This is a genomic window from Mycobacteroides franklinii, from assembly GCF_001853795.1.
In the GTDB taxonomy this organism is placed as follows: Bacteria; Actinomycetota; Actinomycetes; order Mycobacteriales; family Mycobacteriaceae; genus Mycobacterium; species Mycobacterium franklinii.
Map to the genome: position 1 here is coordinate 1344784 of NZ_MLIK01000019.1, position 20889 is coordinate 1365672.

A 20889-nucleotide genomic window follows, 5' to 3' on the forward strand; every position below is an offset into this window, starting at 1 on the left:
AGCCGACCATGTCGCACCAATACAGTCCGGCGTTCGAGCGGGCGGGACGTCTGGTGGCCAAGCACGCAAAGTTGGTGATACTGGCCTGGATTGCGGTCGGGGTTCTTGTCAATACCGCCTGGCCGCAGCTGGAGAGGGTGGCCAACGAGCACTCGGTCAGTCCGCTGCCGACGGGTGAGGTGAGCCCGGCGCTGGCATCGATGAAGGAGATGGGAAAGGCGTTCGGCCGCCCCGGAATCGACAACGCCGTCATCATCGTGATGCACAGCGACAAGGGATTTGACGCCGATGCACAGGCCCGGTACTCCGCGCTGATCGACCGGCTGGGCGGGAACAAGGAGTACGTCACCTTCGTCCAGGATCAGCTGGGCGATCCCCGGATGCGTAACAACCCGGTGGCGCGTAAGCAGGTCCTCAGCGAGGACGGCACCACCTGGTATGCGATGGCGGGGTTGGCAGGGGATCTGGGTACTCCGTTGGCGCAGCGGTCATATCGATCCGTCGATGACTTGGTGAAACAGACCTTCGCCGGATCGGCGACTACGGCGAACATCACTGGCGCGGCGGGCACCGTCACCGATATGGGTAACGCCGCGCTGGGTGACCTGCCCAAGATCGGTGCGGTGACCGTGGTGGTCATCGGTCTCATCCTGTTGTTGGTGTTCCGATCGTGGTTCACCGCAATGCTGCCGCTGTTGGTGATGGGCATGAGCCTGCTCATCGCCCGCGGCGTCATCGCCGGGCTCGCCGATCGGAGCCTGGTCCCGGTGTCCTCGGTATCGGCCGGACTGATGATGGCCGTGCTGATGGGGGCCAGTGTCAATTACACGGTGTTCCTGGTCAGCCGGTATCACGAACGAATACGTGCGGGGGAGGAGCCGCCGGAGGCCCTGGCGCATGCCTGTGGCTCGATGACCAGGGTCATCCTGGCGACGGCCGCGACCGTGGCGATCGCCAATATCGCACAGTTGACCGCCAAGCTGGCCTTCCTTGCGGCGGCCGGACCGGCGGTGTCGATGGGGGTGATCGTCGCGTTCTTCGTGGTCACCACCCTGCTGCCGGCCACGCTGAGCCTGGCCGCCACGCGCGGGTTGGGTCTGCCGGGGCCTGATCGGGCGGGGGTGTACTGGCACCGCATGGGTGTGAACATCGTGCGGCACCCCTGGCCCGTCTTCGGTGTGGCGATCGTGATCCTGTTGGCGGCCGCGTCCTTCGTCCCCTTCATGCGACCCAGTTTCGACATGTCGCGGGTGCTGCCGGATTCGGCCCAGTCGAACCAGGGTATGCGCACTCTCAATGCGCATTTCCCCACCAATTCGGTAATGCCGCAATATCTTTTGATCCAGGCACCCTCGGATCTACGCAATCCGCGTGCACTGGCAGACCTTGACCAGATGGCCGAGCGGATCTCCCAGCTCGCGGGGGTCGGGAAGGTCGTCGGCATCACCCGGCCCGACGGGAACAAGCTCACCCAGGCCACGTTGGCGTGGCAGATCGGGTACATGGGAACACAGATCGACAAGACGAGCGGACAGGTGAACGCCGATCTGCGGCCGCAGCTGGAACGGATGTCGAAGCTGGCCGACGTCATGTCGGCCATGACCAACGAGCTGGGTGACGGGGATCTGGCCCGGATGCAGCAGATGATGCCGCAGATGCTGTCGATGGCCAAAGAGGTTGAGGGACAGCTTGATCGTTATCAGTCGCTGATATCCCAGATGGGGACGGTGGCGGGCATGGTGGACCAGCTGGCCACGATGGGACCTTCGGTGGAGGCCACGTTCTCCGCACTGAACGCCGGGGCATCGTTGACCCAGACACTGTCCGAATCTCCGTTCTGCCCGGTGCAACCCGACTGCGTCAAGCTGCGTGATCAGCTCGTTGAGCTACGCGACACGGGGCCGCTCTCGTCGGCGGAAAACCTGCGCGAGTCGGTGCGGGCGGTCACCGGTGGCAAGACGATCACACAGCTGCTCGGTGATATGAACAATCAGTTCAAGCAGATTCGCGGACTGCTCGCGAAATTACCTGAGATGGAACACAAATTCGAACGTATCTCGGGTTACTTCCGGCAGCTGCAGGGTCTCGGCGTCGACATGAACTCCGTCAAGACGATGGGCGTGCGGATCCGCGATTTGAACACCCAACTCGAGGACACCGTGCGGTCGATGGGCGAGGCCGCGGTGACTCTGCAGACCATTGGCAAGGACTCCAATTCTCCTGCGGCATCCGGTTTCTCCGTACCCGGAGCAATGTTGCAGAATCCCGGGTTCAAGGAGCTGAGTTCGGCATTCCTGCAGGACGGCGGTCGCACCGCCATGTATCTGGTGCAGTCACCGCTCAATCCCTATGGACCCGAGGCGATGCAGCTGAGCCGCGATATGGAGCGCGTCGGCAACGAGGCCACGCCCAACACCGCACTGGCCGGTGCCACGGTGTCGGTGGGCGGGTTCCCTGCCATCAACGCCGATCTGAAGAAGGCCTACGACAGTGATCTGCGCGAGATCATCGTTGTCACGCTGCTCATCATTTTCCTGGTGATGTGTCTGCTGCTGCGGGCCGTTGTCGCGCCGCTGTACCTGCTGGGTACGGTGCTCCTCACCTATATCGCGTCGCTGGGCATCGGCGTACTGGTGTTCCAGGTTGTCCTTGGGCAACAGCTGGATTGGGCCGTCCCGGCAATGACCTTTGTGCTGATTGTGGCTGTCGGGGCCGACTACAACATGCTGTTCATCTCGCGTCTGCGAGAGGAGAGTGCCCGGGGCATGCGGCTCGGCATCATCCGGACCGTGCGTCAGACCGGGTCAGTGATCACCTCGGCCGGTCTGGTGTTCGCCGCCAGCCTGCTGGGCATGATGGTCGGGTCGGTCAATCAGATGGTGCAGATGGGGTTCATCATCGGGGTGGGCATCCTGCTGGACACCTTCATCGTCAGGACCCTGATGGTGCCGACGCTTGCTCAGGCCTTCGGCAAGCTGAGCTGGTGGCCCTCCAAGGCGTAACCGGGTACAGGCCTGCTAGGCCACCATTTTCGGATGCGGTAGCGGTGCATGGGGATTGGCAACCCGCCGGTTAAAGGTTCCGTGGAACCCTATCGGCAGGTGATGTGTCAGGTGCGCCACTGCCAGGGGGCCCTGCTCGACATCGCGCGCATCGAGAATGATCAGCTGCGAACGATTCTCCACGAGATCGTGATTGACCGTGAGCAGCCAGCCGTCATCCTGTGCCGAGTCCTTGTCACGCGGCACAAAGAGAGGTTCGCAGACCGAGGCCTTCCCGAAATCGCAGTGCGTCATGGCGCCGGTGCGGTGGTCGAACTTGAAGATGCCGTTGTAGTGGCCCCGGTGTTCAAGCGTCCCGGCGGTATAGGTGATCTGGTGATTGCGGGTCGATTGGCGCCAGTCATATTGCGGGAATTCGATTTTCGCGGACTGTGACACCACTTCCTCGGTGATCTTGCCGCTAGGCGAGATGCGGAATCTAACCAGGTGGCTGTCCGGCCATTCGCGGACTACCAGATGGTGATGAGGATTTGGATGGTCCTTGGGCCCCATGGCGGCGTCGAGTGATCGCCGCAGAAACTCGAGGCTCTCATATCTGACGAACTCGACCACCGCGTCCGCGCCGTCCTGGAATGCGTTGGTGACGTGGATATGGGTCTGTGGCGCGTGCTCGATGACCAGTGGTTTGGATCCGTCACGGGGAACCAGGATGAACTTGGTGCTGCCATTGGTCAGCTGGTACTCGAGGCTCTCGTCGAAACGCTTACCGCGCAGCAGCTGGCCGATGTTGGGGCGAATCGGATCGAGGACGAAGACCAGATACTTCTCGGTCAGCGCGAAGTCGTGGTTCCAGCCCATATCCCACAGGGTTACCGAATTGATCTGCGTGAGTTGGCCGCTGGGGCTCACCCGGTAGCAGCGCAGTCGCGGTGTGGGAAAGATATCCAGGCCGAAATTGAACATCTCGCCCGTAACAGGATCCCATTTCGGGTGTGCCGAGAAGGCGCCGACATACCCAAGCTTGCCCTTGAAGTCGTTGGTGCCCAAAGTTTCCAGCGTGTCGGGGTCCAGCCGATGTGGCGGCCCGCCCTCCCAGAGCGCCAGCATTTCCCCGGCCAGCGACACGATGTTGGTGTTCGCGGCGTTCGCCGGCAATTGGAGATTGGCGAACAGCTTCCCGGGCACCTGGGTGGTGATCCCGGGTCTGCGCATCGGGCCCTGCTGCAACCCGTCCCGGAACTGCTGGGTGCGCACATATCGGTTGGTGAAGCGGACCGAGGAACCGTCCAGGATGAATCGGGACACCATGCCGTCGGCGTCGAACATCGTGCGCAGCACGGTGCTACCCACTTCGAACTTGCCGGGGCCGATGCGGAAAAGCGTGCCGGTCAGCGCGGGCGGCAGGGTCCCGTCGATCTCGGTGACCTCGTAGTCGTATTCGCGCAGCTGGGACTCGAAGGGGCGGGAGATGAGCTCCTCGAAGTCCGTGTCGGAGGCTGAATGCTGGGGCGCAACTATCATGAAATCTCCTAGACCGCGTTGTCGGGCAGTTTCTGATGACGGGTGTCCTCAACATTAGCGAGTAGGTTGCCTATGTCAAGACGAAGGGCGTTTACGCGTGACAAACGGTCAGACTCACCGCACATACGGCGGCAAGACCCGGGAGCAGCGCCGAGATGAGCGGCGCGCCGCACTGGTGCGCGCGGGCCGTGAGCTATGGAGTGACAAGGGTCTGGCCGCGGTCACCGTTCGAGGCGTGTGTGCCCGGACCCGGCTGACCGATCGGTACTTCTATGAGCAGTTCGAGGTGATCGGCGATTTGGTTCTGCAGATCGTGGACGACGTGTTCACCGAACTGTTCGCGTCCATGGCCGAAGCCGGCCGGCTGGCCGGTGACAACCCGCACGCACAGCTGACGGCGGGGCTCACGGCGTACCTCGAGCAGTCCGTCGCGGATCGGGCGGTGCTGCGGATCCTGACATCCGACCTGGCTGGATATCCCGGACTTGCCGCCAAGCGCCGAACACTCCAGCACCGTGTGGCACGGGCGATACTCCTGACCATCGCGCCAGGGGTGTCCACACCTGAGCCGGCATTGCTCGATGCCGCAGTGTTCGGCGTCGGGGGCGTCACTCTCCTCATGGAGGACTGGCTTGCCGATGAAAGCCGATGCAGTGCAGGCGAACTCGGTGCAAAGGCCACCGACATGTGTATGCGGCTGCTGGGACCGCTGACCTAGCCGTGGCTCACGAACTTGGTGGGCCGCAGGTACAGAATGACGCGGTCGGCCTCGTCGCCGGTGCTCGTCCCAGCCCACGGTGCCTGATACAGGTGGGCCAGTTCCTGGATGAAAGACCCGGTGGGATCGTCATCGACCTGGTCGATGGTGCCGCGCACCTCCAGATACCGATACGGGTTGGTGGGGTCCAGGATCGAGAACGCGACCCGTGGCTCGGCCTGGATGTTGCGGAACTTGGCCCGCTTCTTGGTGTGGGTGAAGCGCAGCCGCTCGCCGTCCCAGTCGAACCACATGGGACTGGACTGCGCTGAGCCGTCGCCACCGACCGTGGCCAGGTGGCCGTAGAGCCGTTGTTCCAAGAGATCTTCGAAGCCCGCGGGGATTTCTGGCATGACCTATTTGAACATCCGAGTGGCGCCGATGCTTCCCCGGTCGAACATGACGGATAGCCGCCGTTCGATTCGCCGGGAGCCAAAGACTGTTGTGCACTGGTCGGTGTTCCTAGGTTCGAGCGCATGACATCGGCACCTGCTGCGCTGCCGCGCGCTCGGGTGGCTCACGAGGCCGCCGAGCCGGTGCTGCGGGTGCGCCGCCGCCCGCGTCGGGGGAACTGGATCCTTTCGGCCATCGCACTGATCTTTGTCGCCATGTTCGTGCACGGTTTGGTGCGCAACCCAGGGTGGGACTGGCCCACCTTCGCGCGTTACTTCACCGCCAAGTCAGTGCTGGCCGCGCTGTGGCTGACCATCCGGCTGACCATCTACGGCACGGTGCTGGGATTTGTGCTCGGTGTCGCTCTGGCGGCCGCGCGACTATCCAAGAATCCCGTATTGCAAGCTATTTCGTGGACGTACGTGTGGATCTTTCGCTCCATACCACTGATCGTGCAGCTGCTGTTCTGGTTCAACATCGCCTACCTGTACGACACCATCAGCTTCGGCATCCCGTTCGGCCCGAGCCTGATCACCATCGACACCAATGAGCTGCTCAGCGGTCTGACCGCCTCGGTGATCGGGTTGACCCTGCATCAGGGTGCCTATTTTGCCGAGATCATCCGGGGCGGCATCGTTTCCGTCGACGAGGGGCAGTTGGAAGCCGCTGCGGCCCTAGGCATTCCGCGCCGCCGCCAGTTCTTCCGGATCGTGCTGCCGCAAGCCATGAGATCAGTCATGCCCAACGCCGCCAATGAGGTCATCAGCCTGGTGAAGGGCACCTCCATCGTGTCCACCATGGCCATTGCCGACCTCTTCTATCAGGTGCAGGTCATTTTCGGGCGCAACGGACGGGTGGTGCCGCTGCTCATGGTGGCGACGGTCTGGTACATCGTCATCACCTCGGTGCTGACCGTGGTGCAGTACTACATCGAGCGGCATTACGCGCGGGGCGCACATCGATGAGCACCATCGAGGTGCGCGGGGTAAGTAAGTCCTACGGTCAGATCGCCGCACTGCGCGACGTGAATCTGACTGTGCGACAGGGCGAGGTGACGGTGATCATCGGTCCCTCCGGATCAGGAAAATCGACGTTACTGCGCACGCTGAACCACCTGGAGAAGGTGGACGCCGGGACGATACGCATCGACGGTGAGCTCATCGGATACCGGCAGCGGGGATCGGTGCTCCACGAGTTGTCGGAGCGAGCCATTCTGCGGCAGCGCGTGCAGGTCGGCTTCGTGTTCCAGAACTTCAACCTGTTCCCCCATCTGACGGTGCTGGAGAACGTCATCGAGGCACCGCTGGCGGCGCGTCGGGCGCCGCGTGCCGAGCTGGTGGCCGAGGCGACCCGGTTGCTGGACCGTGTGGGAGTCGCCGACAAGGCGGCGGAGTATCCGCGTCGGCTCTCCGGCGGGCAGCAGCAGCGGGTGGCCATCGCGCGTGCTTTGGCACTGCAACCCAAGGTCATTCTGTTTGACGAGCCCACCTCGGCGCTGGACCCCGAGCTGGTCACCGAGGTGCTGGATGTGATTCGGCAGCTCGCGCGGGACGGCGCCACCCTAGTGATCGTGACGCACGAGATCGGCCTGGCCCGGGAGATCGCCGACACCGTGGTCTTCATGGATCGCGGCGCCATTGTCGAGCAGGGTCCGCCGACCGAGGTGCTGGACAAGCCGTCGCATCAGCGCACCGTGAGTTTCCTGTCGAAGGTGCTGTCATGAGATGCGTTGCCGCGCTTTTCTGCGCCGCGCTGCTCATGCTGACCGGGTGCGCCGAAGGAGCGGAGCCAGGCGCATCGTCGTCCTTCAACCTGAGCCCGGAACAGAACCGCATCCGGGTCGCCCGGGTGGACGCCATTGCCGCGGAGGTGCCCGAGGCCATCCGCAAGCGCGGCACGCTCGTTGTGACGGGGGACGCCAGCTCGCTACCGCCGCTGCGGTTCTACGCCGACGATGACAAGACGATGATCGGGATTGAGACGGATATCGCCTATCTGGTGGCCGATGTTCTGGGACTGCGTGTCGATATGCGTTCGGCCGATTGGGCGCAGAACTTCGTCAAGGTGGATTCGGGCGAGGTGGACGCCTTCATTTCCAATGTCACGGTCACCGAGGAACGTAAGGAGAAGTTCGACTTCGCGACCTATCGTCTGGACAACGTCACCTTCGAGGCGCGGCGGTCGCTGGATTGGAAGGTCAAGGGCGCCAGGGATATCGCCGGCAAGACCATCGGTGTTGGGTCGGGTACCAACCAGGAGGCGCTGCTGGTGCGGTGGAACGAAGAGAATGTCGCGGCGGGTCTGCCCGCGGCCGATCTCAAGTATTTCCAGCAGACCACCGGCTACTACCTGGCGCTGGCCTCCGGCCGTATCGATGCCTACGTGGGGCCGAACCCGTCGGCGGTCTTCCATTCGGAGGCCACCGGGCAGACCAAGCTGGTGGGCACCTTCTCGGGCGCGGGGGAGGCGCTGCAGGGTGAGATCGCGGTGCTCACCAAGAAGGACAACGGGTTGGTGCGCGCCCTTGCCGATGCCGTCAATCACGCCATTGTCGACGGCACGTATCGTAAGGTGTTGCAGCGCTGGGGATTGGAGAACGAGGCGGTCGCCAAGTCGGAGATCAATCCCCGCGGACTACCCAGGCAAGGATGACATGACGGCGTGTGAGGATCTGCTGCAGTTCGTGACGGTCCAGCAGCAGGATCCGTTGGCGGCCCCGCTGCTGGCCGAACTGGCGCTCGAGTACAGCACGCGATACGGCGGGACCCTCGATGAGCATCACGATCTCCTGGTCAACTATCCGGCAGTCCATTTCGCCGCCCCCGATGGCGGGCTGCTGATCGGACTACAGGGTGGTGCCGCCGTGACCGGCGGTGCTTTTCAGCGCTACGACGCCGATACCGCTGAGCTCAAACGGATCTGGACCTCCAGCGCCCACCGTCGTCAGGGATTGGCCGGGCGCACCCTGGCCGCGCTGGAACTGGAGATCCGCAGCCGCGGGTACCGGCGCGTCTACCTGACGACCGGCCCGCGTCAGCCCGAGGCCAAGGCGCTGTACCTCTCGGCGGGGTATCGCGCGCTCTACGACCAGAACCTGTCCGCGGACGAGGTCGGAATCCACCCGTTCGAGAAGGACCTGTAAGAGGCGCCCGAGCGCGCCACCCCTTTCCGTCAGGGTGAGATTAACGCCGTCATCGCGGTGTGCACGGACGTTGATCCCACTGTGACGACCGTGCCTCCTCTTGACGTAAGCGGCTCATCGGTACTGCTCGGCCTGGCCCTGGACGGACACGGCTGGCATCCGAACGCGGATGAGCATGCCGGCAGCCCCTTGACCGGCAAGTACTGGGCCGAGCAGGTCCAACTTGCCGAGCACGGGCTGCTGGATTTCGTGACGTTCGAGGACTCGTTCGGCCGCACTCCCGGCGGCCGCCTCGACGCGACGCTGACCGCCGCACGCGTCGCCCCGGTGACAAGTCATATCGGGCTCATCGCCACCGCGCCGGCCACCCATAACGAGCCGTTTCACATCTCCAAGTCGATCGCGACCCTGGATATCGTCTCCGGTGGCCGCGCCGGCTGGCAGGTGACCATCGCCGACACCGAGGACGAGGCCGACGCGTTCGGTCGCACCAAGGTTCTTCCGTTGCCAGACCTGCTGGAGGAGGCCGCCGACTCCGTGGAGGTGGTCCGGCGGTTATGGGACAGCTGGGAGGACGACGCGGAGATCCGGGACGTGGCGACGGGGCGGTTCATCGACAGGGACAAACTGCACTACGTCGATTTCGAGGGCCGGTTCTTCTCGGTGAAGGGCCCGTCCATTACTCCCAGGTCACCGCAGGGGCAATCGGTGGTCGCCGCGCTCGCCCGGAGCCGGCCAGGACAGGCCTTCGCCGCGAAGAACGCCGACCTCATCTTCGTCACTCCACACGACGGGGCCTCGGCCGCCGAGATTCCGGCCCGTCTGCACAACACGGCAGGCCATCGGGTCATCAAGGTGCTGGCTGATCTCGTGGTCTCGTTTGGCCGCGAGGATGAATTCCACTCGGATGCGGCGATATTCACGGGTCAGGCGCCGGAACTGGCGGACCTGGTCGCCCAGTGGCATGAGTGGGGTATTGACGGCGTGCGGTTGCGGCCCGCCGTCAACGCGCTCGACGTCCCGGTCATAGTTGACGAACTAGTGCCCCTTCTTCAGGCCCACCACGGGTTCCGCGCCGAGTATGACAACGGAACGCTGCGCGAACGGCTCGGTCTACCCACCGCCACCAACCGCTATGCAAGGAAGTCGGCATGAACGTCCCGCTCTCTGTTCTCGACCTGTCCCCGGTCAGCGAAGGATCGGATGCCGCTACGGCATTGCGTCATTCGATCGATCTGGCCCAGCATGTGGAGCAATGGGGATACCGCCGCTACTGGCTCGCCGAACATCACTTCGTCGCGGTGGCGAGTACTGTTCCCGCGCTGGTCATCGCGCATATCGCCGCCGCCACCCAGCGGATTCGGGTAGGCGCCGGTGCCGTTCAGATCGCCTCCACCACGCCCGCCGCGGTGGTCGAAAGCTTCGGCATTCTCGATGCGCTGTACCCGGGCCGCATCGACCTCGGGCTCGGGCGTACCGGACATCGCATCAGGGATCGGCTGGCTGGAAACGAGCAGAAGCCCGAACCCGCGCCGGCACACGAGGTCGACGGTCTGTTCATCCCGAAGGCGCCCACCGAATTCGGCATCAAGGACAATCCGAAACTACGGGCCACCGCCGCCACCCTGCAGCAGCCCGGCGCACAGGTCGCGGATTTCGATCGGCAGGTGGCCGACATCCAGGCATTCCTCGACGGCAGCTATGTCAGCCCGGAAGGTGTTGCGCTGCATATCCGACCGGGCGAGGGGGCCGACCTGCCGCTGTGGCTCTTCGGGTCCAGTAAGGGCGAGTCTGCTCAGGTCGCCGCGCGACGCGGTCTGCCGTTCGTGGCGAATTACCATGTCACGCCCTGGTCCACCCTGGAGGCGGTCGAGGCCTACCGCGACGCGTTCCGGCCCTCGACGGCGCTGGCCGAGCCGTACGTCATTGTCTCCGCGGATGCGGTGGCCGCCGACGACGAGCCCACTGCTCGTCGCCTCACCAGCACCTTTGGCCGCTGGGTGCATTCGATTCGATCCGGGCATGGCGCCATCCCGTACCCCAATCCGGATAATGCACAACCGCTTACCGAGGAAGAACGCCTCCTGTCGGAGGACAGGGTCACCACCCAGTTCGTCGGCGATGCCGGTCAGGTCGCCGAGCGGCTGGACACCCTGGCCCGGGTCACCGGCGCCGATGAACTCGTCATCACCTCCATCACCTACCGGCACGAGGATCGGCGCAGGTCCTATGAACTCATCGCCAAGGAATGGGGGCTGATCTGATGACCGCCCCAGCGGACACGATTCAGGTACGAGAAGGCAAGGACCGCAAACCCATTCACCTTGCTGCCCACTTTCCGGGAGTCAACAACACCACCGTGTGGTCCGATCCGGCGTCGGGTAGCCAGATCGATTTCGAATCCTTTGTGCACCTGGCGCGGACTGCCGAGCGCGGGCTGTTCGACTTCTTCTTCCTTGCCGAGGGGCTGCGTCTTCGCGAGCACCGTGACCGGATCTACGACCTCGACGTCGTCGGAAGGCCCGATACCTTCACCGTGCTGGCGGCGCTCGGCGCGGTCACCGAACGGCTGGGGCTGGTGGGCACCATCAACACCACCTTCAACGAACCCTTCAACGTCGCACGGCAATTCGCCAGCTTGGATCATCTGACCGACGGACGGGCCGGCTGGAACATGGTCACCTCCTCCGATGCGTTCACCGGTGAGAATTTCCGGCGCGGTGGGTTCCTCGATCACGCCGACCGCTATCACCGTGCCGAGGAGTTCATCACCGTGGCACGCAAGTTGTGGGACAGCTGGGACGAGGGCGGCGAGCCGCGTCCCGTCAATCACCGAGGCCCGCAGTTCGCCGTTCGTGGTGTCGCGATCGCTCCGGCTTCGCCCCAACGCCACCCGGTGCTGCTGCAGGCCGGGGATTCCGCGGATGGGCGCGACTTCGGTGCCAAGCATGCCGATGCCTTGTTCACCATCCATTCCTCGATTCCGGCGGGGCAGAAGTATTACGCCGACGTCAAGGCTCGTGCCGCGGCGCATGGCCGAAACCCGGATCAGCTCAAGGTCTTTCCCGGAGCCACCTTCGTCCTCGGTGACACCGAAGAAGATGCGATCGAAAGGGCGGCGTACATCCGGGATCAGCAGGTGGGGCCGCAGACCGCCATCGCCTACCTCGAACAGGTCTGGGGCCGTGACCTTTCCGAATACGACCCGGACGGCCCGCTGCCGGATGTCGAGCCCACCGGCGATGCCTCGATCACCCGGGGCAAGGCCCGCCACGGCGATCCCCGCGAGATCGCGGCGAAGTACCGGGGAATCGCCGAGGCCAAGAAGCTGTCGATCCGTGAGCTGATCAAGGAAGTGACGTCGCGTCAACAGTTCATCGGCACCCCGTCACATGTGGCCGCCGAGGTGGATCGCTACATCCAGGCCGATGCCTGCGACGGTTTCATCCTGGTCCCGCATCTGACCCCGGGCGGTCTCGACGACTTCGTGGACACCGTGGTGCCGCTCTTGCAGGAACGCGGCGCCTTCCGCACCGGCTACGAGCACGAGACGTTGCGCGAACACCTGGGGCTTGACCCCATCAACTCACTCGCCCAGGGCGATGCGGACCGCGTCGCGCAGTGACCCGATCCACGCCGGGCCGTGACCGGGGGCCAGCACGTCGGCGTCGACATCGGCGAGGGCCTCGGCGCTGCGGCGTGCCTGGTCCATGTCCCGGGTAAAAGGGGTGGGGAGCAGCTGCGGCCCGGAGCGCGTGGCGATCGGATGCCCGGTGATGATGGCATCACCCACCACCAGCACGTGTCCGGCGACCAGGAACGAGCAGTGGCCACTGCTGTGACCGGGGGTGGGGATGGGGACGGGCGCACCCGGTAGGTCCGCGAGTTCAGGACCGAGCGGGGCCGCCGTCGGAATGCCGTCACGCACCCCCGCCCCGAGGCGCATCGCGTGGATGACCCAGGGCAGCCATCCCGGTCGCCATAAGTTCAGCACCACCTTGAACGGTTCGGCCTGGTCCACGTAGTCACGGCGCACATTGCCCAACTCGGCGGTGTGGGCGTAGATGGGGACTCCCTGCTCGGCGGCCCACCAGATCGCGGTGCCCATGTGATCGATGTGCCCGTGGGTGAGCACCACGGCCCGCACATCCTGCGGCTTGTGCCCCAGTGCCGCAATGGATTTCAGTACGTCTTCACGATCGCCCGGATAGCCGGAGTCGAAGAGTGTGATGCCTGAGTCATCCGAGGCGATCACCCAATTGACGGCTTCTCCGTTGACCACGTGTACGGCGTCGCTGACCTGGGTGATCTCGACCATGAAATAGAGAGTAGTGAGTCCTTGGTTAGGGTGGTTGAAGAACTCACGATGAGCCGCTCGCGTGACGAGCGGTACAAGCCTGTTGATGCGAGGAGCGCGCGGATGGCACGAGAACTGAAGCTGGGATACAAGGCATCGGCGGAGCAGTTCGCGCCGCGCGAACTTGTCGAGTTGGCGGTCGCCACCGAGTCACATGGTTTCGACAGCGCCACCGTGAGCGATCACTTCCAGCCCTGGCGGTACAACGGCGGCCACGCCCCGTTCTCGCTGGCCTGGATGACCGCCGTGGGTGAGCGCACCCAGCGCTTGCAGCTCGGCACCTCGGTGTTGACCCCGACCTTCCGCTACAACCCGGCGGTCACCGCCCAGGCCTTCGCCACCATGGGCTGTCTGTACCCCGGCCGCATCTTCCTGGGTGTCGGCACCGGCGAGGCGCTCAACGAGATCGCCACCGGGTTCATCGGCGAATGGCCGGAGTTCAAGGAGCGCTTCGCACGGCTGCGCGAGTCGGTCCGGCTGATGCGTGAGCTGTGGACCGGTGAACGTGTCGACTTCGAGGGCGAGTACTACCGCACCCAAGGTGCCGCCATCTACGACGTGCCCGAGGGCGGCATCCCCGTCTACATCGCCGCGGGCGGCGCCGTCGTCGCCAAGTACGCCGGGCGTGCCGGCGATGGATTCATCTGCACCTCCGGTAAGGGCGAGGAGCTGTACAAGGACAAGCTCATCCCCGCCGTGAAGGAGGGGGCCGAGCTGGCCGAGCGCAACTTCGACGACATCGACCGGATGATCGAGATCAAGATCTCCTACGACCCGGATCCGGAGAAGGCGCTGGAGAACACCCGCTTCTGGGCGCCGCTGTCGCTTACCCCCGAGCAGAAGCACAGCATCCACGACCCCATCGAGATGGAGCGCGCCGCCGACGAGCTGCCCATCGAACAGGTCGCCAAGCGCTGGATCGTCGCCTCCGACCCGGACGAGGCCGTCGAGAAGGTCGCCGACTATGTGGGCTGGGGCCTGAACCATCTGGTGTTCCACTCGCCCGGCCATGACCAGAAGCGGTTCCTGGAGCTTTTCAAGAACGATCTCGAGCCACGCCTGCGCAAGCTGGGATGAGCGCTTGCGTGAAGACCGTTAGGGACAGATGAGCGCTTGCGTGAAGACCGTTAGGCCGCGATGAGCTCATTACTCCGACGTTTGGTCGACGCGGTCAATACCGTGCCGGTGATGGCGCTGAACGTGCCCGGACTGCGCAGTCTGGCGGGCCGATACTTCACCGTCGTCACCTACACGGGCCGCAGGTCGGGGCAGATCTTCAGCACTCCGGTCAACTACTGGCGTTCGGGCGACGACATCGTCATCTGGGTCGGCATTCCCGAGTCCAAGACGTGGTGGCGCAACTTCGTCGGCGAGGGCAGACCGCTGCAGCTTCGGCTCAACGGGGTTGACGTGCCCGGTTACGGAATCGCGAAAAAAGACGACAACGGCCGCGTGACGGTGGCGGTCCGTCTTGGCGAGACCCTCTAGAGCGAAGTTGGGAAGTCGATAGGGTCAGGTCATGCATGACGACCGGCGAATCGTAGAGGATCGCATTCGGCGCTTCGTCGACAAGCGGCTGAACGGTGCCATCTACGTGGACTCGGCGCCGCTGGCGGTGACCGCCTGGGTTGTGCCCGGGGAACCGGTGCCATTCGCCGAGGCGGTGGCACAAGACTTCAGTGCGATCACCCCCGGGACACCGTGGGGGCCGCCGTGGTCGACCATGTGGCTGCATGTGACCGGAACTGTTCCGCAGCAGTGGCGCGATCGGCCCGACGGCGCCGCCGAGATGCGGGTGGAACTCGGCTTCACCGGAGGACCGGGTTTCAACGCCGAAGGTCTGGTGTACCGCCCGGATGGCACCGTGGTGAAGGGAATCGCGCCGCGCAACGCCTTCGTGCCCATCGACGACCCGGACGCACCGGTGGACTTCTACATCGAAGCCGCCGCCAACCCGGATATCGGTAAGTACTTCTGGTCACCGATGCCCTTGGGAGACAAGGCCACCAGCGGTGACGATGCGCTGTACCGGCTCGGCGGTGTCGACCTCGCGTTGCGTGACCTGAATCTGTGGGGGCTGCAACAGGACATCGCCACCTTGGACGGGCTGATGCATACCCTTCCCGAGGATCTGCCCCGGCGCCACGAGATCCTGCGCGCCCTCGAACGCATGTTGGACACGGTGGACCCGGACGACCTCGCCGGTACCGCGGCGGCCGGACGTGCCCAGCTGGCCGAGGTCCTGGCACGACCCGCCTATGCCAGTGCCCATCGGATCACCGCGGTGGGGCACGCACACATCGACTCGGCCTGGTTGTGGCCCGTGCGTGAGACGGTCCGCAAGTGCGCGCGAACCTTCTCCAACATGGTCGACCTGATGGATCGGCACCCGGACTTCCGGTTCGCCTGTTCCTCGGCGCAGCAGTACGCGTGGATCAAAGACAACTACCCGAGCCTGTTCGCCCGCATCAAGGAGAAGGTCGCTGCGGGACAGTTCATTCCAGTGGGCGGCATGTGGGTGGAGGCCGATACCAACATGCCCGGCGCGGAGGCGATGGCCCGCCAGTTCGTGGCCGGTAAGCAGTTCTTTCTGGATGAATTCGGAATCGACACACCGGAGGTGTGGTTACCCGATTCGTTCGGCTACTCCGCGGCCATGCCTCAGATCGTCGCCGCCTCCGGCTCGGAATACTTTTTGACACAGAAGATTTCGTGGAACTCCGTGAATCGGATGCCGCATCACACCTTCATCTGGGAGGGCATCGACGGTACCGGGGTATTCACGCACTTCCCGCCCGTGGACACCTACAACTCTGACCTCGGCGGCGGCGATCTTGCCCACGCCCAGCGCAACTATCGTGATTCCGGCGCGGGCACCATGTCGCTGGTGCCCTTCGGTTACGGAGACGGCGGCGGCGGTCCCACTCGCGAAATGCTGGCCTACGCCACGCGGAAGCGTTCCCTGGAAGGATCGCCGACGGTCACCCTGGGCACCCCGGCAGAGTTCTTCGCGGCCGCCCAAGCCGAATACGTCAACCCGCCGCGCTGGTCCGGCGAGCTCTACCTCGAGCTGCACCGCGGTACCTACACCTCACAAGCGAACACGAAACAGGGCAACCGCCGTAGCGAGCATCTGCTGCGTGAGGCCGAGCTGTGGGCTGCGACCGCCGCGGTGCGCGCAGGTTGGCAGTACCCGTACACAGAGCTCGACGAGATCTGGAAGTTGGTACTACTGCAGCAGTTCCACGACATCCTGCCGGGCAGCTCCATCGCCTGGGTACACAGGGATGCTGAACGCAACTATGCGGCGATCGCGAAGAGACTCGAAACCATCATCGAGTCCGCGATCGGAGCTTTGGCAGGCACGGGCGACCAGCGGCTGGTCTTCAACGCCACGCCACACCATTGCGATGGGGTGCCCGCGCTGGGCGCGGCCGTCGCCGATCAACCGCAACGGGTCACTCCCGCAACGATTCAGGGAGGATTCCGGCTGGACAACGGGGTCCTCGCTGCCACCTTCGATACCGATGGCTTGTTGGTCTCACTCGTCGACGCCGCCAGCGGGCGCGAGGCCATGGCGGCGCCCGGAAACCTGCTGCAATTGCACCGCGATACGCCGAACCAATGGGACGCCTGGGATATTGACGGTTTCTACCGCAACACCGTCACCAATCTGACGTCGGCGGAGTCGGTCGCCGTTGTGGACGACACGCTGGTCATCGAACGAGCTTTCGGGAATTCGCGTGTTGTACAACGGATCACGTTGCTGCAAGGGGCGTCGGTGTTGGACATCGATATCGATATCGATTGGCATGAATCCGAGAAGCTGCTCAAACTGGCGTTCCCGTTCGACGTGTTGGCCGACCGATCGGCATCGGAAACCCAGTTCGGTCACGTGTATAGGCCCACGCACGCCAACACCTCGTGGGATGAAGCCAAATTCGAGATCTGCGCGCACCGCTGGGTGCATGTGGGCGATTCCGGGTATGGCGTGGCGGTGGCCAACGATTCGACCTATGGGCACGACATCAGCCGGCGCGGGTCCACCACTGTGGTGCGGATGTCCTTGTTGCGGGCACCGCTGTTCCCCGATCCCGATTGCGACCAGGGGCATCACCGACTGAAGTTCTCCGTGCGGCCCGGCGCGACCATCGGAGACGCCGTCGAGGAGGGGTACCGACGCAACCTCGCCCCGCGAATCGTTGACGGCGCCGCGACGAGCATCGAACCACTTGTCAGCCTGGACAACCCGGCGGTCGTGGTGGAATCGGTGAAGCTTGCGCTGGACGGCTCGGGTGATGTCGTTGTGCGGCTTTATGAATCGCATGGTGGGCGGGCAGAGGCCACCCTACTTACCAACTTCAGTCACCGGCAGGCCATCGTCACCGACCTGCTGGAGCGGCCGATCGATGCGTCGGACACTGTTAGGTTCGACGGCGACGAGATTCACCTGGCACTACGACCGTTCAAGATCCTCACGCTGCGTTTCCCCGGCGTAGAAAGGCGCGCATGACCCAGCCCAAGGCATCGAGTATTTACATTGCCTCGCCCGAAGGCGATACCGGAAAGTCCACGGTCGCACTGGGTGTGATGCATCGGCTGGCCGCGTCGGTGGCACGCGTGGGCGTGTTCCGCCCCATTGCGCGCTCCGGGGAAAGCGTGGACTACATCCTGGAACTGCTGCTGGAGCAGAGTACTGCCGACATCGCGTACGAGGACTGTCTCGGCGTCTCGTACCACGATGTGCATCAGGACCCGGACGCGGCGATAGCCCAAATCGTCGACAGATACCACGCGGTCGCGGAGCGCTGCGATGCCGTGGTGATCGTCGGCAGCGATTACACCGACGTTGCCAGTCCCAGTGAGTTGAGCACCAATGCCCGCATCGCGGTCAACCTCGGCGCCCCGGTCTTGTTGACCATCAAGGGATTCGATCGGACCCCCGAGGAAGTGGCGGCGCTGGCCGAGGTCTGCCTCGGCGAGCTCAAGGCGCAGCGCGCGCACACCGCGGCGATTGTCGCCAATCGATGTAACCCCGACCAGCTGGACGAGGTGCGCCGCGCGTTGTCGCGATTCGACAAGCCGGCCTGGGTACTGCCGGAGGTGCCACTGCTGGTCTCGCCGTCGGTCGAAGAACTCATGAGGGCGGTCAAGGGATCCCTGGTCAGTGGGGACGAGGCGCTGCTGTCGCGTGAGGCCACCAGCTTCATGGTGGCGGGCATGACGGCCGAACACTGCCTCGAGCGCCTCGAGGAGGGGCAGGCCGTCATCTTCCCCGCGGATCGCTCCGACGTGCTGCTCGCGGTGGCGAGTGCACATGTGGCGGAAGGGTTTCCGTCACTGTCCGCCATTATTCTGAACGGCGGGCTCAAGTTGCATCCACGGATCGCCGACCTGGTGGACGGGCTCGGCCTGCGGCTGCCGATCATCGCGACCGACTCGGGCACCTTCGAGACCGCGAGCGCCGCGGCCCATGCGCGCGGCCGCGTCACGGTGGCCTCTGCCCGCAAGATCGACACCGCCCTGGCGCTGATGGACAGGTATGTGGATGGCGCGGATCTCGTTGCACAGCTCGCTATCCCGATACCATCGGTCACCACGCCGCAGATGTTCGAGTATCAGCTGCTGGACCGTGCGCGGGACAACCGCAAGCGCATCGTGCTGCCGGAGGGCGACGACGACAGGATCCTCAAGGCTGCCGGCCGACTGCTGCAACGTCAGGTAGCCGACCTGACGATTCTGGGCGAGGAAGCCGAGATTCGTTCCCGTGCTGCCGAGCTCGGTGTCGATATCTCGAATGCGCTCGTGGTCAGCCCGAAGACCAGCGAGCTCGCCGAGCAGTTCGCGAGCCAGTACTTCGAGCTGCGCAAACACAAGGGCATGACGCCGGATCGGGCCCGCGAGATCATGCGCAATGTCTCGTATTTCGGCACCATGCTGGTGTACAACGACATCGTCGACGGCATGGTCTCGGGTGCGGCGCACACCACCGCGCACACCGTGCGCCCGGCCTTCGAGATCATCAAGACCAATCCCGATGTTTCGACGGTCTCCAGCATCTTCCTGATGTGTTTGGCCGACCGGGTGCTGGCCTATGGGGACTGCGCCATCGTGCCCGATCCGACCTCGGAGCAGCTGGCCGATATCGCGATCTCCTCGGCGCGGACCGCCGCGCAGTTCGGCATCGACCCGCGAGTGGCGATGCTGTCCTACTCCACCGGGTCCTCGGGTAGCGGCGCGGATGTGGAAAAGGTGCGCATCGCAACGGAATTGGTTCGTTCGCGGCAGCCCGAGCTGTTGGTGGAGGGCCCCATCCAATACGACGCGGCGGTCGAGCCGTCGGTGGCGGCCACCAAGATGCCCGATTCCCCCGTTGCGGGCCGCGCGACGGTGCTGATCTTCCCCGACCTCAATACCGGGAACAACACCTACAAGGCAGTGCAACGCAGCGCGGGTGCCATCGCCATCGGGCCCGTTCTGCAGGGGCTGCGCAAACCCATCAACGACCTCTCCCGTGGTGCGTTGGTGGAAGACATCGTGAATACCGTGGCCATCACGGCGATTCAGGCACAAGAAAGGGCACAAGCGTGAGCGCCGAAGGGTCGGTTCTGGTCCTCAACTGCGGCTCGTCCTCGGTGAAGTATCAGCTCATCGAACCGGATTCGGGCCGGGTGGATGCCCACGGACTGGTGGAGCGCATCGGTGAAGAGCCGGTCCGCAACCACGACGAGGCACTGCGGCTGGTCTTCGACTCCATCGACACCGATGACGTGGTGGTGGTCGGCCATCGTGTGGTGCACGGCGGGCAGAAGTTCCACGAGCCGACGGTGCTCGACGACGCGGTGGTCGCCCAGATCGCCGAGCTGTCCTCACTGGCGCCGTTGCACAACCCGGCGGGCGTGCAGGGTATCGAGGTCGCGCGGCGCCTGCTGCCCGATGTGCCGCAGGTGGCGGTGTTCGACACCGCGTTCTTCTACAGCCTGCCGCCGGCGGCGGCCATCTACGCGCTCGATCGCGATGTCGCCGAGCGCTATGGCATCCGGCGCTACGGCTTTCACGGCACCTCACACCAGTACGTGTCGCAGCAAGCCGCCGGCTTTCTCGGGCGCGGGTACGCCGATATCAACCAGATCGTGTTGCACCTGGGCAACGGTGCGTCGGCGTCGGCGATTCTGCACGGCCGGGCGGTGGAGACGTCGATGGGCCTCACGCCGCTGGAAGGTCTGGTGATGGGCACCCGGACCGGTGACATCGACGCCGGGATCGTGTTCCACCTGGCGCGTCACGGCATGAGCATCGATGAGATCGACACGGTGTTCAACCGGCGCTCGGGGATGCTCGGATTATGCGGTGCCAATGATTTCCGTGAGGTGCATCGCCTGATCGATGAGGGAGATGCCGCGGCGCAGCTCGCCTACAACGTGTACGTGCACCGGCTGCGCAAGTACATCGGCGCGTACGTCGCGACATTGGGTGGAGCCGACGTCATCTCGTTCACCGCCGGTGCGGGAGAGAACGACGCCGTGTTGCGGGCCGATGCCATGGCGGGGCTGGAAGTGCTTGGCATCGAGATCGACGCGGAACGAAACCAGGTGCGCTCCGGTGAGATCCGCCGTATTTCCACCGACACCTCCCGGGTGACCGTGCTGGTGGTGCCGACCAATGAGGAGCTGGCCATCGCCAGGGCGGCAGTGGCCGCCGTCTGACGTGACCCGCG

The 20889-nt window shown here is 64.5% G+C and carries 17 protein-coding genes; 14 read left to right on the forward strand and 3 right to left on the reverse strand.

Going from position 1 to position 20889, the window contains the following annotated elements; genetic code table 11:
- Positions 1-8 precede the first annotated feature (8 nt).
- Positions 9-3002 carry an MMPL/RND family transporter gene (locus BKG76_RS14150; protein WP_070938187.1) on the forward strand — a complete coding sequence of 998 codons (2994 nt, stop codon included), beginning with the start codon at positions 9-11 and terminating at the stop codon, positions 3000-3002.
- Between the two features lie 15 nt (positions 3003-3017).
- On the opposite strand, the gene BKG76_RS14155 is transcribed toward BKG76_RS14150, so the two are convergent.
- The gene (locus BKG76_RS14155) at positions 3018-4523 is read right to left on the reverse strand and encodes a carotenoid oxygenase family protein (RefSeq protein ID WP_070938188.1); all 1506 of its coding nucleotides are present in this window, start codon (positions 4521-4523) and stop codon (positions 3018-3020) included.
- Between the two features lie 97 nt (positions 4524-4620).
- Here BKG76_RS14155 and BKG76_RS14160 point away from each other — a divergent pair, with 97 nt between their 5' ends.
- The gene (locus tag BKG76_RS14160; protein WP_070938189.1) at positions 4621-5241 is read left to right on the forward strand and encodes a TetR/AcrR family transcriptional regulator; all 621 of its coding nucleotides are present in this window, start codon (positions 4621-4623) and stop codon (positions 5239-5241) included.
- On the opposite strand, the gene BKG76_RS14165 is transcribed toward BKG76_RS14160, so the two are convergent.
- Positions 5238-5633: a PPOX class F420-dependent oxidoreductase gene (locus BKG76_RS14165; protein WP_070938190.1), complete on the reverse strand. Its 396-nt coding sequence runs from the start codon at positions 5631-5633 to the stop codon at positions 5238-5240. The two genes, BKG76_RS14160 and BKG76_RS14165, sit on opposite strands and share 4 nt — an antisense overlap.
- 123 nt (positions 5634-5756) lie before the next feature.
- Between BKG76_RS14165 and BKG76_RS14170 the strand changes: the two genes are divergently transcribed.
- From BKG76_RS14170 to BKG76_RS14200, 7 genes are all read left to right on the forward strand, one after another.
- The gene (locus tag BKG76_RS14170) at positions 5757-6638 is read left to right on the forward strand and encodes an amino acid ABC transporter permease (RefSeq protein WP_070938191.1); all 882 of its coding nucleotides are present in this window, start codon (positions 5757-5759) and stop codon (positions 6636-6638) included.
- A complete protein-coding gene (locus tag BKG76_RS14175; protein ID WP_070938192.1) occupies positions 6635-7396 on the forward strand; it encodes an amino acid ABC transporter ATP-binding protein in 762 nt (253 codons plus the stop codon). Before BKG76_RS14170 ends, BKG76_RS14175 begins: the two co-directional genes overlap by 4 nt.
- Positions 7393-8325, forward strand: a complete 933-nt coding sequence (locus BKG76_RS14180; protein WP_070938193.1) for an ABC transporter substrate-binding protein — start codon at positions 7393-7395, stop codon at positions 8323-8325. The genes BKG76_RS14175 and BKG76_RS14180 overlap by 4 nt, the downstream gene beginning before the upstream one ends.
- A 1-nt stretch (position 8326) precedes the next feature.
- On the forward strand, positions 8327-8815 hold the full coding sequence (locus BKG76_RS14185; RefSeq protein WP_070938194.1) for a GNAT family N-acetyltransferase: 489 nt from the start codon (positions 8327-8329) through the stop codon (positions 8813-8815).
- 90 nt (positions 8816-8905) lie between these two features.
- Positions 8906-9970 carry an LLM class flavin-dependent oxidoreductase gene (locus BKG76_RS14190; protein ID WP_070939232.1) on the forward strand — a complete coding sequence of 355 codons (1065 nt, stop codon included), beginning with the start codon at positions 8906-8908 and terminating at the stop codon, positions 9968-9970.
- A complete protein-coding gene (locus BKG76_RS14195; RefSeq protein ID WP_070938195.1) occupies positions 9967-11079 on the forward strand; it encodes an LLM class flavin-dependent oxidoreductase in 1113 nt (370 codons plus the stop codon). The genes BKG76_RS14190 and BKG76_RS14195 overlap by 4 nt, the downstream gene beginning before the upstream one ends.
- Positions 11079-12440, forward strand: a complete 1362-nt coding sequence (locus BKG76_RS14200; RefSeq protein ID WP_070938196.1) for an NtaA/DmoA family FMN-dependent monooxygenase — start codon at positions 11079-11081, stop codon at positions 12438-12440. The genes BKG76_RS14195 and BKG76_RS14200 overlap by 1 nt, the downstream gene beginning before the upstream one ends.
- Here the strand turns inward: BKG76_RS14200 and BKG76_RS14205 are convergent.
- On the reverse strand, positions 12402-13133 hold the full coding sequence (locus tag BKG76_RS14205) for an MBL fold metallo-hydrolase (RefSeq protein WP_070938197.1): 732 nt from the start codon (positions 13131-13133) through the stop codon (positions 12402-12404). The two genes, BKG76_RS14200 and BKG76_RS14205, sit on opposite strands and share 39 nt — an antisense overlap.
- A 102-nt stretch (positions 13134-13235) precedes the next feature.
- Between BKG76_RS14205 and fgd the strand changes: the two genes are divergently transcribed.
- Genes fgd through BKG76_RS14230 form a run of 5 tightly spaced genes read left to right on the forward strand, consistent with a single transcriptional unit; the run spans position 13236 to position 20878 of the window.
- Positions 13236-14249 carry a glucose-6-phosphate dehydrogenase (coenzyme-F420) gene (fgd, locus tag BKG76_RS14210; protein ID WP_070938198.1) on the forward strand — a complete coding sequence of 338 codons (1014 nt, stop codon included), beginning with the start codon at positions 13236-13238 and terminating at the stop codon, positions 14247-14249.
- A 60-nt stretch (positions 14250-14309) separates the two neighbouring features.
- Positions 14310-14660 carry a nitroreductase/quinone reductase family protein gene (locus BKG76_RS14215; protein ID WP_070938199.1) on the forward strand — a complete coding sequence of 117 codons (351 nt, stop codon included), beginning with the start codon at positions 14310-14312 and terminating at the stop codon, positions 14658-14660.
- A 31-nt stretch (positions 14661-14691) separates the two neighbouring features.
- The gene (locus tag BKG76_RS14220; RefSeq protein WP_070938200.1) at positions 14692-17685 is read left to right on the forward strand and encodes an alpha-mannosidase; all 2994 of its coding nucleotides are present in this window, start codon (positions 14692-14694) and stop codon (positions 17683-17685) included.
- A complete protein-coding gene (gene pta / locus BKG76_RS14225; RefSeq protein WP_070938201.1) occupies positions 17682-19763 on the forward strand; it encodes a phosphate acetyltransferase in 2082 nt (693 codons plus the stop codon). Before BKG76_RS14220 ends, pta begins: the two co-directional genes overlap by 4 nt.
- On the forward strand, positions 19760-20878 hold the full coding sequence (locus tag BKG76_RS14230; protein WP_070938202.1) for an acetate kinase: 1119 nt from the start codon (positions 19760-19762) through the stop codon (positions 20876-20878). The genes pta and BKG76_RS14230 overlap by 4 nt, the downstream gene beginning before the upstream one ends.
- The last annotated feature ends 11 nt before the right edge of the window (positions 20879-20889 follow it).

Bases quoted from the DNA above. Each gene is read 5' to 3' on its own strand.
- BKG76_RS14150 (WP_070938187.1), top strand. From the start codon at position 9: ATGTCGCACCAATACAGTCCGGCGTTCGAGCGGGCGGGACGTCTGGTG.
- BKG76_RS14155 (WP_070938188.1), bottom strand. From the start codon at position 4,523: ATGATAGTTGCGCCCCAGCATTCAGCCTCCGACACGGACTTCGAGGAG.
- BKG76_RS14165 (WP_070938190.1), bottom strand. From the start codon at position 5,633: ATGCCAGAAATCCCCGCGGGCTTCGAAGATCTCTTGGAACAACGGCTC.
- BKG76_RS14170 (WP_070938191.1), top strand. From the start codon at position 5,757: ATGACATCGGCACCTGCTGCGCTGCCGCGCGCTCGGGTGGCTCACGAG.
- BKG76_RS14175 (WP_070938192.1), top strand. From the start codon at position 6,635: ATGAGCACCATCGAGGTGCGCGGGGTAAGTAAGTCCTACGGTCAGATC.
- BKG76_RS14180 (WP_070938193.1), top strand. From the start codon at position 7,393: ATGAGATGCGTTGCCGCGCTTTTCTGCGCCGCGCTGCTCATGCTGACC.
- BKG76_RS14185 (WP_070938194.1), top strand. From the start codon at position 8,327: ATGACGGCGTGTGAGGATCTGCTGCAGTTCGTGACGGTCCAGCAGCAG.
- BKG76_RS14195 (WP_070938195.1), top strand. From the start codon at position 9,967: ATGAACGTCCCGCTCTCTGTTCTCGACCTGTCCCCGGTCAGCGAAGGA.
- BKG76_RS14200 (WP_070938196.1), top strand. From the start codon at position 11,079: ATGACCGCCCCAGCGGACACGATTCAGGTACGAGAAGGCAAGGACCGC.
- BKG76_RS14205 (WP_070938197.1), bottom strand. From the start codon at position 13,133: ATGGTCGAGATCACCCAGGTCAGCGACGCCGTACACGTGGTCAACGGA.
- fgd (WP_070938198.1), top strand. From the start codon at position 13,236: ATGGCACGAGAACTGAAGCTGGGATACAAGGCATCGGCGGAGCAGTTC.
- BKG76_RS14215 (WP_070938199.1), top strand. From the start codon at position 14,310: ATGAGCTCATTACTCCGACGTTTGGTCGACGCGGTCAATACCGTGCCG.
- BKG76_RS14220 (WP_070938200.1), top strand. From the start codon at position 14,692: ATGCATGACGACCGGCGAATCGTAGAGGATCGCATTCGGCGCTTCGTC.
- pta (WP_070938201.1), top strand. From the start codon at position 17,682: ATGACCCAGCCCAAGGCATCGAGTATTTACATTGCCTCGCCCGAAGGC.